The organism is Mesorhizobium sp. M1273, assembly GCF_040318195.1.
Taxonomy (GTDB): Bacteria; Pseudomonadota; Alphaproteobacteria; order Rhizobiales; family Rhizobiaceae; genus Mesorhizobium.
This window is the reverse complement of the sequence record NZ_JAMYLV010000015.1, coordinates 1-16,040: the sequence shown is the minus strand read 5'-3', so window position 1 is coordinate 16,040 and position 16,040 is coordinate 1. Positions and strand designations below refer to the sequence as shown.

The following is a 16,040-nucleotide window of genomic DNA, read 5'->3' as shown; positions in this document are numbered from 1 at the left end:
TTCAGCGGGCGGCGATTATTGCCTTGCGAAAGGCTTCGAGCGTCTCGGCGCTGACATGATGCTCGATGCCCTCGGCGTCGATGCGCGCCGTCTCGGCGCTGACCCCGAGCGAGCGCAGGAAGGCCTCGACCGTCTGGTGGCGAATGCGGCTCTCTTCCGCAACCTTGCGGCCGGCATCGGTCAGGAACACGCCGCGATAAGGCTTCCGGGAGACCAGCCCGTCGGCGCACAGCCGCGTCAGCATTTTCGCGACCGTCGGCTGAGCGACGCCGAGCCGTGCCGCGATATCGACCTGGCGCGCCTCGTTGCCATCCTCGATCAGGTCGGCGATGAGCTCGACATAATCCTCGACCAGCGCGCTGCGGCGCGCTTCACGCGTCTGCCTGAAGCCTTCCGAGTGGATTTCTGCGTCAGGCAGCGGCTTTTCGCGAGGAACCGGTCTTTTCTTCAGCGCCAATACGCGCTCCTCCCGGCAGTTTGAATCGACATTGCGGTCATAACACGGAACCCTATTGGTTCTGGCCCTTTATTTCCATTCGGTGGCCGGCGCAACCGGCGTTCACTGCCGTTCAGGCCGCACGCCAAGCGGCCACAAGAAAAAGCTCAGACAATGAAATATAGCATATTGCATAATGTTCAGCCGTGGCATAGATAAGGAGACAACATCGATCGTTCCAGTGGAAAGCCATTTCATGTCGGAAGCCGAAGCCACCTCAGCCCCCCGGTCCATGTGGCGATTTGCCCGCCCGGAGGACGACGAGCAGCCCAGCCTTCGCGAAGTCAACGCAACGATCGCGGTGCCGCACTCGGGGATCTGGCTTCGCCGGCTGTTCGCCTTCATGGGGCCGGGCTACATGGTTTCGGTCGGCTATATGGATCCGGGCAATTGGGCGACCGACCTCGCCGGCGGGGCCCAATTCGGCTACACGCTGCTTTTCATCATCATGTTGTCGAACCTGATGGCGATCCTGCTGCAGGCACTCGCCGCCCGGCTCGGCATCGCCACCGGCCGCGACCTTGCGCAGGCGTGCCGCGCCTATTATCCGCGACCAGTCAATTTCATGCTTTGGGTCGCTTGCGAACTGGCCATCATCGCCTGCGACCTGGCCGAGGTCATTGGCACGGCGATCGCCTTGCAACTGCTGTTCGGCATTCCGCTGATAGGCGGCGCCATCATCACCGCGCTTGATGCCTTCCTGCTGCTGCTGCTGATGAACAAGGGCTTCCGTTTCCTCGAGGCCTTCATCATAGCGCTTTTGATTATCATCTTCGGCTGCTTCGCCATCCAGATCTTTGCCGCCGCCCCGCCGGTCGGCTCCATCCTGCATGCGATGTTCGTGCCGTCGTCCGAGATCGTCACCAATCCGGCCATGCTCTACATCGCCATCGGCATCATCGGCGCCACGGTGATGCCGCACAATCTCTATCTGCATTCCTCGATCGTGCAGACCCGCGCCTATGAGCGCACCGATCGCGGCAAGCGCGACGCCATCAAATGGGCGACGACCGACTCGACCATCGCGCTGATACTGGCGTTGTTCGTCAATGCTTCCATCCTGATCGTGTCGGCGGTGGCGTTCCACGGCACCGGTCATCATGACGTTGCCGAGATCGGCCAGGCCTTCGAGCTTCTGTCGCCGCTGCTTGGCCTCGGCATCGCTTCCATCCTGTTTGCCGTAGCGCTGCTCGCCTCCGGCCTGAACTCGACGGTGACGGCGACGCTCGCCGGCCAGATCGTGATGGAAGGGTTCTTGCGGCTGCGCATCCCGCAATGGGCGCGCCGCCTGCTGACGCGCGGCATCGCCATCATTCCGGTGGTGGTGGTCACCGCGCTCTATGGCGAGAAGGGAACCGGTCAGTTGCTGGTCTTCAGCCAGGTAATCCTGTCGATGCAGCTCCCCTTCGCTGTCGTACCGCTGGTGCAGTTCGTCTCGGACAAGCGCAAGATGGGCAATTTTGCCATTTCCCGCGCCGTCGCCGTGCTGGCCTGGGTGGTTGCCGCGCTCATCCTGGTGCTCAACTTCAAGCTGCTCTACGATACGGTCGTTGGCTTGGGCTGAGCGTTCTCGGCTCCAAGCTGAGACGATAAGGTCGGCAGTCACCTGCCCCCGGTCCTAGACTAGAAATTTGCCGGCCGCTGTCGGACAAATGTCCGTTCGCGCGTCCTTGGCTCGAACTCCGGCCATGACGGCACGGACTAGGGAAAGGGAGCTCCAATGAAGAAGATCATCGCCGCAACATTCGTCAGCCTCGACGGCGTCATGCAGGCGCCCGGCGGCCCACAAGAGGACCCTGTCGGCGGCTTCGAATTCGGCGGCTGGACGTTTCACTACTGGGACGATGTGATGGGCGCCGCGATGGGCGAGACGTTTTCAAAACCGTTCGCGCTGCTTCTCGGCCGCAAGACTTACGACATCTTCGCCGCCCACTGGCCTTATCAGAAGAATGATCCGATCGCCGACATCTTCAACGCCGTCACCAAATATGTGGCGACGCACAGGCCGGATTCGCTGTCCTGGCAAAACAGCCAGCCGCTCGGCAGCGACGTCGTGGCGACGTTGCGCCGGATGAAGCAGGAGGACGGCCCCGACCTGCTCATTCAGGGATCGAGCGAGCTGATCCAGACCTTGCTCGCCAATGACTTGATCGACGAGATCAGCTTGCTGATCTTCCCGCTGGTGCTGGGCAAGGGCAAAAAACTGTTCGGCAGCGGCACGATACCTGCCGCCTTGAAGCTGACCCGTTCGCAGGCATCGACCACCGGCGTCCTCATGGCGAGCTATGAACGCTCCGGCGAGATCAAGACCGGGTCATTTGCCACGGAGCAGCCGTCCGAAGCCGAGATCGAGCGGCGCAGGAACTGGAAGTAGATGCCGCGGGGCGATCAAGGACGGCTGAACACTGGCCGTCCTTTTTGCTGTTTTTAAGCCGCCTCTCGTCGCCCTGCCAACCCATCGCGGAGGTGGCCCGCGAATGCCAGTGCAGCCGGCGCGACGGCGTGCTTCGGCAAATGCAGATTGATCGAAAAATTCGGCAATGACGGCAGCTCCGGATCGTTGGCCAAAATGTCGAGGTCGACAGGCACGGTCGACGCCAACCAGGTGGTGACGGCCAAGTCCGAACGCACTGTCGCCGTCGTCGCGTCGATGCTGCCGTTTTCGAATACGGTGCGCCATTCCAGCCCATGCTCGTTAAGCGCCTCCAGCACCACCGGGCGGAACGCACAGGTCTCGGCGACCATCGAAACCGGCAAGGGGCGTTTGCTGCGGGCGGCGCCGCCTTTGGCGCCGACCCAGACCAGCCGGTCGACAACAAGGCATTCGCCGGCCGACCGACCGATCGGCTCCTCGATCACCGCGAGCTCTATCGTGCCGGTCGCCAAGGCTGCAGCCAGCTCCGGCGACGAAGCACAGACAAGCGAGATCTCGACCTGCGGATAAGCTTCCGCATAGGCCTTCAGCACCGGCGCAAGCAAGGTGCCGACAAGATCGTACGGCACGCCAAGCCGCACCTGACCGGCAACTGCATCGCCCGCCATCTCCGCCAGGATCTCGTCATTGAGGGAAAGCAGGCGCTTGCCCTTGCCGAATAATCGCTCGCCGGAGCGGGTCAGCCGCAATCCACGCCGATCGCGATCGAACAGGCTGCAGCCGAGAACCTCTTCCAAACGCTTGATCTGCTGGCTGACGGCACCTTGCGTCAAATGCAGCGCGTTGGCCGCCGCCGTCATGCTGGCCTTGTCGGCAACGGTGACGAAGGTTCGAACCAGGGCAGTATCGAGGTTGCGGAGCATCCGGCTATTATATTTGCTAATGCATGTCATAGCAAACATTGCATTTACTGATGAGCCGAACAGCCTACCGTGCAGGCTTCAAAGGAAGCAGCATGTTTGAACCTGTCCTTCCCCTCGTCCTGTTCGCGCTGGTCTCAACCTCAACGCCCGGCATGGCCACGACCTTGTCGACGGCGTCCGGCGCGCAGTTCGGCTTTCGCCGCTCTATCCCGCTGATGGCCGGGAGTGCGGCCGGCCTGGCCACGGTGGCTGCGGCAGGTGCTGCCGGGCTCGCCGGTCTGCTGGCCGCCGCTCCTTCGCTGCAACTGGCAATGAAAATGGCCGGTACCCTCTATCTGACGTGGCTTTCCCTCAAGATCGGCCGCAGCGGTCCGCCCAATCTGGACGTGGCCATGGCAAAGCCGAACAGCTTTTTGGGCGGCGCCGGCCTGCAATGGATGAACCCAAAGGGCTGGGCCATGGGGCTGGGAGCGGCGGCATCCTTTGCCGGGCTCGCCAACGGGCCGCTGCAGCTCGCCTTGCTGCTCGGCACGGTCTTCGGCCTTGCAGCGGCCCTATCGCTGGCAGCATGGTGCGTGGCGGGCACGCTGCTCGCCGGGTTGCTGCGAACCGAGCGGCAGTGGCGCATGCTCAACGCCGTGCTTGGCCTGCTGCTGGCCGCCTCGATCATCCCGATGTGGCGGACAGCGTAAGATCAGTCTTTAGCCATGTCAGGCAGCGTAACGCGCCGCCGGCTTGCCCGCCAGAAGACTGCCGAAGAAGCCTTGCCGCGCACCAAGATAGGTTTCCAACCCAGCCGGATCGGAGAGCCCGGGCGCGGTGACGGTTTCGCCCTTGGCCAGGCCGACAAGCGCTGCATCGACCAGATCGTCGGCAGTCATAACGATCTCTGCCGGCAGGTCGGCAATATCGCTTCCGGCAACTTCCCAGAATTCTGTCCGCGTAGCCCCCGGCAAGACCACCTGCACGGCGACCTTCGTGCCCGCGACTTCCCGCTGCAAGGCCTCCGTGAAGTTGACGACATAAGCCTTTGTGCCGCTGTAGATGCCGCCGAACGAGGTGTCGAAGGCCAGCACCGACGCGATGTTGACGATTGCGCCGCGGTTGCGCGCCAGCAGCTCCGGCAGAACCGCGCGGGTCAAACGAGTCAAAGCCACGACATTGACCTTGATCATGCGCTCGGCCACATCAGCGTCGGCCGTTGCCACCATCTGCGCGCCGCCAAGGCCGGCATTGTTGACCAGCAGCGTCACGCTGTCGTCGGTTGATATCGCCTGCTCGACCCGCCGCAGATCGCCGTCGTCGGCCAGGTCGGCGCTGATCACACTGATTTTGATGCCATACGCGTAGCGGAGCCTCTCCGCCAATTCCTTCAGCCGGTCGGCGCGCCGCGCCACCAGCACCAGATCGTAATCTTGGCCGGCGAGCCGGTTGGCATAGACCGCGCCGATGCCGGAGGAGGCGCCGGTGACGACCGCCGTGCCTTTGTCCTGATTGCTCATTGTCTTGTTCCTTCTGGTTCGATTCCAAATGCCAGTGCCGCAGGGCAACACCTCTGCTTCGACTGGCACACGATTTATTGGTATATGCCACTATTTGAAAGTAGGCATATGCCACCATCTTGTCAATCCGGGGAGCAAGGACTATTTCTGGTTTGCATCGAGGGGTCCCTTCCGGCCCCTGATTGGAAATCCGCCAATGTCCCAAACCACCCTGCCCGGCCTGGCGCTTTGCAACAACGCCATGCTGCGCCGCGCGACGCGGAAACTCGGCCAGTTCTATGACGATGTGCTCGCGCCCTCCGGCATTAAGGCCACGCAACAGGGCCTGCTTTATCAAATCCACGTCGGCAACGAACCGACGATGGGTGCCATCGCCGCGGCCCTCGTCATGGACCTGTCGGCCCTCGGTCATACGCTGAAGCCGCTGATCCGGGACGGCTATGTCGAGACCTTCGCCGACCCTGTCGACCGCCGCATCAGGCGCGTCAGGCTGACATCGCAGGGCCGGATCAAGCTCGAAGAAGCTCTGAAGCTGTGGCAGGTCGCTCAGCAGCGCTTCGAGGAGATGTTTGGAAAAGAGCAGGCGGCAAGCCTGCGAGCGGCACTGGACGAAATCGCCGCGCTGGATTTTGACGCACCGCCGCCGCGACTTCAACTATCGGCGGCCGGCAGCCAAGCTTTGCCCACAAGCCTTACTCGGCCGGCATCGCCACCGGACGCGCCGCCAGATGGCCCGCCAGCACTACGCCCAGACCGATGATCGGGAACGCCGCCGCGACCACGCCGAGGTCGGCCGGTGCGCCATAGCGCAGCACAGCGGCGCCGACCACGGCACCCAGTGCCACGCCGAGATAGAGCGCCGAAGCGTTCAGCGACAGCACGATGGGCGCGGCATCGGGCGCCAGCTTGATAATGCGGCTGGCCTGCGCCGGCGGGAATGCCCAGCCGACGATGCCCCACGGCACCATCATGGCCATGAGCGCCGGCCCGGCGATCTCGCGCGGCAGGAACATCGGGATCAGCGAAAACGTGACCAGCATGGCGGCACTCAGCGCCAGCGACCAGCAGACGGTGCGCGTCGCGCCGAAACGGTCGGCGGCCTGACCGCCGCCGATATTGCCAATGACCGCGCCAACGCCAAAGGCGAGCAGCATTCCGGGAAGCGCGATCGGGTTCAGTCCGCCGCCTTCGATCGCCAGCGGCGCGACAAAGGCAAAGACGGTGAAGGCGCCGATCAGCGCCAGGATCGTCGTCACCAGGATAGGCATGACGCCGGGGCGAAGTGCCGCTGCAAGCCGCATCCGGAGCGGCAGCCTGGTGCCGACGATGCCGCGCGGCAGCCGGTACCACAGGATCGCGCCGGCGAGCGCACCGAGGCCGGCGATGGCAAAGAAGGTGCCGCGCCAGCCGGCAACCGTTGCAACGAGCGCGCCGAGCGGTGCTCCGACCGCGACCGCAACCGTAGTGCCGCCGACGACCACGGCAATGGCGCGGGCGCGGTGATGATCGTCGACAAGCGCAACGGCCGTTCCCTGTGCGGTCGCCGCGAACAAGCCTGACGACAGCGCCATGACGATGCGCGCGATCAACAGCAATTCGAAGGAGGAGCTTAGCGCCGCGGCGACGTTGCCCAACACGAAGAACACCAGCGTCCACAGGATGACGCGGCGCCGGTCCCATTCGCCGGTCAGCGTTGCCAGGATCGGCGTGCCGATCGCATAGGCGAGCGCAAACGCGGTGATCAGCGTGCCGGCGAGCGGAACGGAGATGGCGGCATCCTTTGCAATGTCGGGCAAAAGGCTGGAGATGACGAAACCTTCGGTCGAAATCGTGAACGATCCGAGCGCAAGCCAGATTAGGCGCTTATCCATGGCAATTTCCTTAGTTCAAAGGTTATTGAACAATTGGACATAACAGGGCATGATGTCAATAAAGCCGCTGCAAAATAGCCGAACCATCCTGACAGCCCGGTGTCAGGACCGGGCGACGGGACGAAACTATGTGTCCATTGGCCACGAGAGGAGATGCGTTGAAATCGGCTCCGAATGTGCTTAATTCCTGGGCATGACCTTGCCCCATCCCACCGCCGACCAGATCAGCCTGCCGAACGTGCTTGCCGTGCTCGGCGACCCGACGCGACTGGCCATCGTGCGCTATCTCGCCAGCAAAGAGGGCGTGCCGCTGAATTGCAGCCGGTTCCTCGATCTCTGCTCGAAGACCAATCTGAGCTACCATTTGGCCAAGTTGCGTGAGGCCGGCGTCACCCGCACCGAGGCGGTTGGAACCAGCCGGCTGATCACGCTGCGCCGTGACGATCTCGACCGCCGCTTCCCGGGCCTGCTCGACAGTGTTATTGCCGCGGCCGGCGACGCATCGTTGCCGGCGGTCGGCGGCCAAGAGATCGAAGTCCGCGCCTGAACGAACCCAAAGCTAGGTTCCGCTCTCGCCCGCTTCGCGAGACGAGCAAAGTAGCTTCACCCGCCCTCCAGCCATTCCAATTAACGGAGCCTGCCATGCGCATTGCCGTCCTCGCCGACATCCACGGCAATGTCCTGGCGCTCGACGCCGTGCTCGATGATCTGCGGCAGCGCGGCGGCGCCGACCTCATCGTCAATCTCGGCGATTGCGTTTCCGGCCCGCTCTGGCCGCGCGAGACCATGGAGCGGCTCGAGACGCTCGACCTGCCGACGGTGCGCGGCAACCACGACCGCCGCGTTGCCCACGACACCGCCGACGAGACCTGGCCGTCCGACCGCTACGCGCAGGAACGGCTGACCGCAGGCCAGCGCGAGGCGCTATTTGCGCTGCCCGTCACGCTGGAGGTGGCGCCCGGCATACTCGCCTTCCATGCCCGGCCCGACCACGACGAAAAATACCTGACTGACGCGATCGTCGACGGCCGGCTGGTGCGCGCGCCGCTGGTCGCAATCGAGCGGCGCCTCGGCGCGATCGATCCCGCCTGCCGCATCATGCTTTGCGGCCACAGCCATCGCAGCGAGCTGGTCCGCATTCCCGGCGGTCCGGTCATCTTCAACCCGGGCAGCATCGGCTGCCCGGCCTATCACGATGATACGCCGCCGGCGCATGTCTCCGAGCAGGGCTCGCCGCACGCCCGCTACGGCATCGTCGACTTGCACCGCGACAGTTTCGAAGCCATCGCCGTCGATTATGACCACGAGGCGGCGGCGCGCCAGGCCGAGCAGGCGGGACGGCCCGAATGGGCTCACGCGCTGCGCACCGGCTTCATGCCGGGCTGAGCTTGCTCATCCCAGGCTGAGCTTGCTCATGCCTAGCTGAACGGATGACCGCCTTCGAGCGGCAGAAGTCGCGACCGGTCCAATCTTCAGTCGTCAGACGCCGATCGCTTCGATCGCTTGGCAGGACGTCGGGCGCTGGCCGCCGAAGTCTTGGACGCCGAAGTCTTGGACGTCGAAGTCTTGGTCGCCGAAGCCTTTGGCCGTGACGTCTTGGGCGCCAGTTGCGTTGGGTTGAAAGTCTGTGCTGGGGCGGATTCGGAACCGGCCCGAATGTCGGCGTCGCGCACCTGCTGGCCAAAGTTCAGGCCGGTCAGCTCTTCAATCTCGGCCACCGTCGAAAGGAACTCCGATACCCTGGCAATTTCAAGCGGGTCATCGAATGCCTCGGCACGCTCGCCGAACGCTTCGGGCATCACTTCCAAAACCGGCTTCTGGTCCGCCAGCAGCGCGATGGCGCGCAGGCCAGCTTGATCGGACCACAGCGCGATCTTCCAGAACTTCAGCGGAACATGGCTGTCGAAGCGGTAGGGAGGATCGTCCTCGCCGAACACTGGCCCGGCAAACACCGTGACACGGCCTCGCGTCGTATAGGCGTTGCGCAGCACATAGGTTTCTACCGCGCGCCATCTCAACTTCCCTTTGGAGCCGGGATGGTTAAGCGAGCTTCCTTGATTGAAGAAGCCGACTTGCGGCGCAGCATTGGTATAAAAGAACGTGTCGCGTTCTGCCGCGACCGCCTCCTGATCGACGCCCCATGCGGGGTCGCCGCGAAGTGTAATATGGCCCTTCTGGAACATTCGAGCGATTCGTTCCTTGGATTTTGCGACGGGAAATCCAGGGACATTCTGGCTCGAATAGAATTCCTGGTTCATCTGCTCGCCAAGGTCGATGCGCCGATCGGGCCGGAAAGCATCGCTGGCTTCCGAACCGGAAATCGACTCCACCCCCAATTCGACAAGCGACGGGTTGTCGATGACCGTCTTGTCCTCACGATTGACCGCCTTGGTGCGGGATCCATCGATATTGCAGGCCGTGACGAAGGCAAGCCTGCGATCGGCGTTCATCAAGATCGAAAAATGATGGTAGCGCAATTCGTGCGGGTCCTCTCCCGGTTTGGCAAGAAGGTTTTTGGCCAACCGGTGGTAGGGTGAATTGGCAACCGTCGGCATTGCCAGGACAAAGCCCGGTATGAAGCCGGGCTCATACCCTCCACGATCGTCGAAATCCTCTGTTTTCCAACCCGCGGCCTCGGCGATGGCCACCTTCCCGGGTTCGCTTGCCGGGCCTTTGCCGTCGTTTCGTCTCGCATCGCCTCCGTCGCGGTTGATCAGCGGCGCCCGGACATTTATCTCGACGGGAAAAGTCCAGGTGACCGAGCCATCGGCATTGTGTCTCGTCGCCGGCCGATTGCGATCCGGTTCCGGCCGCTGCACCGGCTTGTCCGGCACATCTTCGCGAATATCGGCGTTCAGCCGAACTGTCTCGTCCATCATGCGCGGCATGCCGGCCCAAATCGCCAGAGCTTGCGAAACCGCCGATGCCGAGGAGCCCGGCAGCTTGGACTTTCTAGCACCCAGATGGTCAACGATGGCGCTGATCCGTATGCCTTCGTTGATCTCGCGCGCAAGCGCATAGCCACCTATGCCCGTCACCTCGTGGAACGGGCCGGCCCAATGGTGCAGGGCGATAGGTTCCCATTCATTGTTGAAGACCGGGGAGCCGGAAGAACCCTGTTCGGTGTCGGCGACATAGTGCAGCACTTGCACCGTTTCGTCGCGGGCCACCAGCCGGTTTTCACGCAACACCAGTTCCTTGAAGCGGCCATCGGGATGCTGGACGATGTTGGCGATTTCGCCGAGCATATGCTTGTCGCGCGCATCCGACAGCGAGATAAAACCGAACTCCCCCAGTTCCTTTGGGCCGGAACGCCGCTCGCCGACTCCGATCAGCGTATAGTCCAGACCCTCTATGCTATCGCTCACGAAACAGGATTCAGGATCGAACAGGAACGTCGTCGGCGTACGCACGGCATTCGCACCGTCCTGCTCATAATCGAACTGGACCTGGAAGCGCCGGGAATCCGCCTGCGACGAAATCACATGGTTGTTTGTGAGGAACAACCTTGGCCCGACCAGAAAACCCGATCCTTGCGGATTGCCGTTGAGAAAGGCAACGCGGCCAACCGCATCGGCAGCACGGCGCCCACGCTCGAGGAATGCGACCCCGATGAAATCGAGCGTTGGGCCGAGAATAGCCTCCGGCCCTTGCTGCTTGGCGGCGGCCTTTCTTTCCCCGGCAGACCTCATGTCAATTGCTGCCGATATCATCTCCGCTTCGGTGCGGCTGAGCGACGCCTTTACCTGCAACCTGTCGAGGCGCCTGGAGAGGGTCTGTTCGGCGGCCAGCGGATTGCCGTTGGCGATGTGACCAAGTGAAGCCTCAATCTCGGCGCGCGTTTTCTTGATACGCTGGCGAACTATGTTTTCCACCTGCGCAAATATTTCAAGGTCGACCATATTGCCCTCCTCAACCTTACTTGAGAGAGTGCATATTTACATGAAATGTGCAATATTTTGCCGGCTGTTAGTTCACGGAAGTGGCTTGGTCGCGATTCAACACGCGGCACCTTTTCGGGCTTACACAGCGCCGTCTCGTCGCCTATAAAAGCCGGCTGGCGTGCGATGGCGCTTTCGTGCCTGGCCGCGCCTTCGGCAATTGAACCTACCGCCCATGGCAGATGATTAGGCGCACAGTAACACTCCCGACGACGCTGCTTGCGGTGATTGCCGCTCCGCTGATCCTGGCGGAGTTGCCGGCCAACGGCCAGGAGCCGGAGCCCATCGTCTCGATTGTGACGGGTCTCGCTCCGGATGACCTCCTGAACGTGCGCGCCACGGCGTCGGCCATGGGCAAGATCGAGGCGCGGCTGCCGAGTGGTTCGAGCGTGAAAAATCTCGGCTGCGGCGACGTCAGCGGCTACAAATGGTGCAAGGTTGAAGACATTGATGACCCGAAGATGAGCGGATGGGCGCCCGCACGCTACCTCGACCCTATCAATCCCCGGCAAGTGACACCGCAGGTGGCGGCCAGTGCGGAGAACCCTGCGCCTCAGCCGCTGCCCGACCTGACAACGCGCCTCGGCGCGACCGCTCCCGAAACGCCGCTGAATTCCCCTGACGCGATCGGCAGGGTGGCGATCGAGGATGCTTACCGCCTGGCCCTGGCCGGTGGAAACCCCACGACTGGACAGGTTGATGGATCGCCGCCCGCGGCAGTGGGTCCCGTCCAGAATTTCGGCGCGGCCAACGCGGCGCCCCCGGCCGACGCACAGACCGTTGCGCGGCTTCAGCCGCCGGGGACACCGGTACCCGGTGCCGGCAACGCCATCCCCTGTGCGCGCTATCTCGGCCAGCCGATGACCAGCTGCAAGGCAGGCGTGGTGCGCACCGGCGACAAGACCGACGTGACCGTGACCTGGCCCGATGGCGGCACGCGCATCATCAGCTTCAAGGCCGGCAAGCCGGCCGGTGCGGACGCACCCGGCGAATTCCGCTTCACCCGCGAAGGCAGCCTGAACATGATCCGCGTCGGTGCTTCCGAACGCTTCGAGATTACGGACGCTTTGGCGTTGGGGGATAGTGGTAAGGGAGTAGGGCAGTAGGGCAATAGGTTCAAAGGGGGCTCGAACCTCTGCCCTACTCCCCTACTCCCCTACTCCCCTACTCCCCTACTCCCCTACTGCCATTTTAGGGGGTTACATCCGGCAAAACTCTTCCCTATAAGGCCCTCCTAGCCTGATACCAGAATCGCGAGCACAACCGGCCGGGTCATCCCGTCCGGCTTTTTGTGCAAGCCGCCCGCCGAACGGACCCTCGACATGCCAAGACGCACCGACATCAAGTCGATCCTGATCATCGGGGCCGGCCCCATCGTCATCGGCCAGGCCTGCGAATTCGACTATTCCGGCACCCAGGCCTGCAAGGCGCTGAAGGAAGAGGGTTTTCGCGTCATCCTGGTCAACTCCAATCCGGCCACCATCATGACCGATCCGGAGCTGGCCGACGCCACGTACATCGAGCCGATCACGCCCGAAGTGGTGGCCAAGATCATCGCCAAGGAGCGGCCGGACGCGCTGCTGCCGACCATGGGCGGCCAGACCGCGCTCAACACGGCTCTGTCGCTGCGCCGCATGGGCGTGCTCGACCGCTATCAGGTCGAGATGATCGGTGCCGACGCCACCGCAATCGACAAGGCCGAGGACCGCGCGCTGTTTCGCGAGGCGATGAACAAGATCGGCCTGGAAACGCCGAAGTCGATGCTGGCCAACGCCACCGACGTCAAGAATGCCGACCGCAAGACGCATGAGGCCGAGCGCGCCGAGTTGAAGGCGGAAAAGCCCGAAAATCTCGACGCCGCGCTCGATGCTCTGGAAACGCGCTGGAACCTCGGCGAAGGCGACCGCAAGCAGCGCTATATCAGCCATGCCATGGCGATTGCAGCACAAGCGCTCGACCATGTCGGCCTGCCCGCCATCATCCGCCCGTCCTTCACCATGGGCGGCACCGGCGGCGGCATCGCCTACAACCGCGCCGAATTCTTCGAGATCGTCCAGTCCGGCCTCGATGCCTCGCCGACCACCGAAGTGCTGATCGAGGAGAGCGTGCTCGGCTGGAAGGAGTATGAGATGGAGGTTGTCCGTGACAAGGCCGACAATTGCATCATCGTCTGCTCGATCGAGAACATCGACCCGATGGGCGTGCATACCGGCGATTCGATCACCGTCGCCCCTGCGCTGACGCTGACCGACAAGGAATACCAGATGATGCGCAACGCCTCGATCGCGGTGCTGCGCGAGATCGGCGTCGAGACCGGCGGCTCCAACGTGCAGTTCGCCGTCAACCCGGCCGACGGCCGCCTGGTGGTGATCGAGATGAACCCGCGCGTCTCGCGCTCGTCGGCGCTCGCCTCCAAGGCGACAGGCTTCCCGATCGCCAAGATCGCCGCCAAGCTCGCCGTCGGCTACACGCTGGACGAGCTTGAGAACGACATCACCGGCGGAGCAACGCCGGCCTCGTTCGAGCCGAGCATCGACTATGTCGTGACAAAAATCCCGCGCTTTGCCTTCGAGAAGTTTCCCGGCGCCGAGCCGGTGCTGACCACCTCGATGAAGTCGGTCGGCGAGGTCATGGCCATCGGCCGCACTTTCCAGGAATCGCTGCAGAAGGCCTTGCGTGGACTGGAGACCGGCCTGACCGGTCTGGACGAAATCGAAATCCCCGGCATCGGCCATGGGACGACAGCTGCCAGCCACGTCGACGACCGCAACGCCATTCGCGCCGCACTCGGCACGCCGACGCCGGACCGGCTGCGCATGGTGGCGCAAGCGATCCGCATGGGCACCTCGCTGGAAGACGTGCACGCCATGTGCAAGATCGACCCGTGGTTCCTCGAACAGATCGCCGGCATTCTCGACATGGAAGCCCGCATCCGCGAGCACGGCATCCCCGAGGACGCCGCCAATCTACGCATGCTGAAGGCGATGGGTTTTTCGGACGCCCGCCTCGCGTCGCTGGTCAGGAAGGATGTCGAAGAGATCCAGAAGATTCGCGACAAGCTCGACGTTCATCCGGTCTACAAGCGCATCGACACCTGCGCCGCCGAGTTCGCTTCGCCCACCGCCTACATGTACTCGACCTACGAGGTGCCGTTCGCAGGCGCGCTGGCCAACGAGGCGCAGGTCTCGTCGCGCAAAAAGGTCGTCATCCTCGGCGGCGGCCCCAACCGCATCGGCCAGGGCATCGAGTTCGACTATTGCTGCTGCCATGCCGCCTTTGCGCTGCGCGACGCCGGCTTCGAGGCGATCATGATCAACTGCAATCCCGAAACCGTCTCGACCGACTACGACACCTCCGACCGGCTCTATTTCGAGCCGCTCACGCCGGAGGACGTGTTGGAGATCCTGCGCGCCGAGCAGGCGTCGGGCGAACTGGTCGGCGTCATCGTCCAGTTCGGCGGCCAGACGCCGCTGAAGCTCGCCGATGCGCTGGAGAAGGCCGGCATCCCGATCCTCGGCACCTCGCCCGACATGATCGATCTCGCCGAGGACCGCGACCGCTTCCAGAAGCTCTTGCACAAGCTCGGCCTCAGCCAGCCGAAGAACGGCATCGCCTATTCGGTCGAGCAGGCCCGCCTCGTCGCTGGCGAGCTCGGCTTCCCGCTGGTGGTGCGCCCGTCTTATGTGCTCGGCGGCCGCGCCATGCAGATCATCCACGACGAGAGCATGCTGCAATCCTATTTGCTCGACACCGTGCCCGGCCTGGTGCCGGAGGACATCAAGCAGAAATACCCCAACGACAAGACCGGCCAGATCAACACGCTGCTCGGCAAGAACCCGCTGCTGTTCGACACCTATCTCTCAGGCGCCATCGAAGTCGATGTCGATTGCCTCTGCGACAGCAAGTCGACCTACGTCTCCGGTATATTGGAGCACATCGAGGAGGCCGGCATCCATTCGGGCGACTCGGCCTGCTCGCTGCCGGTGCATTCGCTGCCTTCCGAACTCGTCGACGAGCTGGAGCGCCAGACAGCAGCACTTGCCCGGGCGCTCAATGTCGGCGGCCTGATGAACGTGCAATATGCGATCAAGGACGGCACGGTCTATGTGCTGGAGGTCAACCCGCGTGCGTCGCGCACCGTGCCTTTCGTCGCCAAGACCATCGGGCGGCCTATCGCGAAGATTGCTGCCCGCATCATGGCCGGCGAAAGCCTGGAAGACGCCTTCGCCCATTACGGCGCCATGCCCGACCCGCGCAATCCCGGCCACATCGCGGTCAAGGAAGCGGTGTTCCCGTTCGCCCGTTTCCCCGGCGTCGACATTTTGCTCGGCCCGGAAATGCGCTCGACCGGCGAGGTCATGGGCCTCGACCGCGACTTCGCGCTGGCCTTCGCCAAGAGCCAGCTCGGGGCGGGTGTTGATCTCCCCCGCGCGGGCACGCTGTTCGTCTCGGTGCGCGACGAGGACAAGAAAGGCATCCTGCCGGCGGTCAAGCGTCTCGCCGGCCAGGGATTCAAAGTGCTGGCCACCTCCGGCACCGCCCGCTTCCTCGCCGAAAACGGCGTCGCCGCGGAGAAAATAAACAAGGTGCTGGAAGGCCGCCCTCACATCGAGGACGCCATCCGCAACCGCCAGGTGCAGATCGTCTTCAACACGACGGACGGCCAAAAGGCGGTGTCGGACTCGAAATCGCTGCGCCGGGCGACGCTGATGCAGAAGGTGCCGTATTACACCACGCTTTCGGGCGCGGCTGCGGTGGCGGAGGCGATTGCGGCGTTGAGGGCGGGGAGCCTGGAGGTTCGGCCGCTGCAGGAATATTTTGCCTGATGAGAGTTGTGTGCGTCAAGTTCTGCAAAATGGCGTGGCATCGCGGTGACGTCGGCGTGTCCGCCGCGCAGCCCCCGTGTTTAGCGGAGCGGCGGACACATGACGGT

At 63.4% G+C, this 16,040-nt stretch carries 12 protein-coding genes and 1 pseudogene; 8 read left to right on the top strand and 5 right to left on the bottom strand.

Annotated features, from left to right (window positions below):
* Nucleotide 1: 1 nt before the first annotated feature.
* The gene (gene mntR / locus NKH30_RS17500) at nt 2-457 is read right to left on the bottom strand and encodes a manganese-binding transcriptional regulator MntR (protein ID WP_023678308.1); all 456 of its coding nucleotides are present in this window, start codon (nt 455-457) and stop codon (nt 2-4) included.
* A gap of 235 nt (nt 458-692) precedes the next feature.
* Here mntR and NKH30_RS17495 point away from each other — a divergent pair, with 235 nt between their 5' ends.
* A complete protein-coding gene (locus tag NKH30_RS17495) occupies nt 693-2,060 on the top strand; it encodes an Nramp family divalent metal transporter (RefSeq protein WP_352473938.1) in 1,368 nt (455 codons plus the stop codon).
* A 156-nt stretch (nt 2,061-2,216) separates the two neighbouring features.
* Nucleotides 2,217-2,870 carry a dihydrofolate reductase family protein gene (locus NKH30_RS17490; RefSeq protein ID WP_352996319.1) on the top strand — a complete coding sequence of 218 codons (654 nt, stop codon included), beginning with the start codon at nt 2,217-2,219 and terminating at the stop codon, nt 2,868-2,870.
* Nucleotides 2,871-2,923: 53 nt separating this feature from the next.
* On the opposite strand, the gene NKH30_RS17485 is transcribed toward NKH30_RS17490, so the two are convergent.
* A complete protein-coding gene (locus tag NKH30_RS17485) occupies nt 2,924-3,793 on the bottom strand; it encodes a LysR family transcriptional regulator (RefSeq protein ID WP_352541091.1) in 870 nt (289 codons plus the stop codon).
* Nucleotides 3,794-3,885: 92 nt separating this feature from the next.
* On the opposite strand from NKH30_RS17485, the gene NKH30_RS17480 reads away from it, so the two are divergent.
* A complete protein-coding gene (locus NKH30_RS17480) occupies nt 3,886-4,485 on the top strand; it encodes a LysE family translocator (protein WP_352541090.1) in 600 nt (199 codons plus the stop codon).
* Nucleotides 4,486-4,503: 18 nt separating this feature from the next.
* Here the strand turns inward: NKH30_RS17480 and NKH30_RS17475 are convergent, their stop codons facing one another.
* A complete protein-coding gene (locus NKH30_RS17475; protein WP_352541089.1) occupies nt 4,504-5,295 on the bottom strand; it encodes an SDR family NAD(P)-dependent oxidoreductase in 792 nt (263 codons plus the stop codon).
* Nucleotides 5,296-5,491: 196 nt separating this feature from the next.
* Between NKH30_RS17475 and NKH30_RS17470 the strand changes: the two are divergent.
* A pseudogene (locus tag NKH30_RS17470) lies at nt 5,492-5,938 on the top strand (MarR family winged helix-turn-helix transcriptional regulator); the annotation flags it as partial.
* A 49-nt stretch (nt 5,939-5,987) separates the two neighbouring features.
* On the opposite strand, the gene NKH30_RS17465 reads toward NKH30_RS17470, so the two are convergent.
* A complete protein-coding gene (locus tag NKH30_RS17465) occupies nt 5,988-7,166 on the bottom strand; it encodes an MFS transporter (RefSeq protein WP_254820339.1) in 1,179 nt (392 codons plus the stop codon).
* Nucleotides 7,167-7,359: 193 nt separating this feature from the next.
* Between NKH30_RS17465 and NKH30_RS17460 the strand changes: the two genes are divergently transcribed.
* The gene (locus NKH30_RS17460; protein WP_352541088.1) at nt 7,360-7,713 is read left to right on the top strand and encodes an ArsR/SmtB family transcription factor; all 354 of its coding nucleotides are present in this window, start codon (nt 7,360-7,362) and stop codon (nt 7,711-7,713) included.
* Between the two features lie 95 nt (nt 7,714-7,808).
* A complete protein-coding gene (locus NKH30_RS17455; RefSeq protein ID WP_352996316.1) occupies nt 7,809-8,552 on the top strand; it encodes a metallophosphoesterase family protein in 744 nt (247 codons plus the stop codon).
* Between the two features lie 86 nt (nt 8,553-8,638).
* Here the strand turns inward: NKH30_RS17455 and NKH30_RS17450 are convergent, their stop codons facing one another.
* Nucleotides 8,639-11,068 carry a DNA/RNA non-specific endonuclease gene (locus NKH30_RS17450; protein ID WP_352996314.1) on the bottom strand — a complete coding sequence of 810 codons (2,430 nt, stop codon included), beginning with the start codon at nt 11,066-11,068 and terminating at the stop codon, nt 8,639-8,641.
* A 263-nt stretch (nt 11,069-11,331) separates the two neighbouring features.
* Between NKH30_RS17450 and NKH30_RS17445 the strand changes: the two genes are divergently transcribed.
* Nucleotides 11,332-12,213 (top strand): SH3 domain-containing protein, encoded by an 882-nt coding sequence (locus NKH30_RS17445; RefSeq protein WP_352996312.1) that lies wholly within the window; start codon nt 11,332-11,334, stop codon nt 12,211-12,213.
* Between the two features lie 216 nt (nt 12,214-12,429).
* Nucleotides 12,430-15,933 (top strand): carbamoyl-phosphate synthase large subunit, encoded by a 3,504-nt coding sequence (carB, locus tag NKH30_RS17440; protein WP_352541084.1) that lies wholly within the window; start codon nt 12,430-12,432, stop codon nt 15,931-15,933.
* The last annotated feature ends 107 nt before the right edge of the window (nt 15,934-16,040 follow it).

Coding starts and splice junctions, on each gene's coding strand:
- NKH30_RS17495 (WP_352473938.1), top strand. CDS start 693: ATGTCGGAAGCCGAAGCCACCTCAGCCCCCCGGTCCATGTGGCGATTT.
- NKH30_RS17460 (WP_352541088.1), top strand. CDS start 7,360: ATGACCTTGCCCCATCCCACCGCCGACCAGATCAGCCTGCCGAACGTG.
- NKH30_RS17485 (WP_352541091.1), bottom strand. CDS start 3,793: ATGCTCCGCAACCTCGATACTGCCCTGGTTCGAACCTTCGTCACCGTT.
- NKH30_RS17465 (WP_254820339.1), bottom strand. CDS start 7,166: ATGGATAAGCGCCTAATCTGGCTTGCGCTCGGATCGTTCACGATTTCG.
- NKH30_RS17490 (WP_352996319.1), top strand. CDS start 2,217: ATGAAGAAGATCATCGCCGCAACATTCGTCAGCCTCGACGGCGTCATG.
- NKH30_RS17475 (WP_352541089.1), bottom strand. CDS start 5,295: ATGAGCAATCAGGACAAAGGCACGGCGGTCGTCACCGGCGCCTCCTCC.
- carB (WP_352541084.1), top strand. CDS start 12,430: ATGCCAAGACGCACCGACATCAAGTCGATCCTGATCATCGGGGCCGGC.
- NKH30_RS17480 (WP_352541090.1), top strand. CDS start 3,886: ATGTTTGAACCTGTCCTTCCCCTCGTCCTGTTCGCGCTGGTCTCAACC.
- NKH30_RS17450 (WP_352996314.1), bottom strand. CDS start 11,068: ATGGTCGACCTTGAAATATTTGCGCAGGTGGAAAACATAGTTCGCCAG.
- NKH30_RS17455 (WP_352996316.1), top strand. CDS start 7,809: ATGCGCATTGCCGTCCTCGCCGACATCCACGGCAATGTCCTGGCGCTC.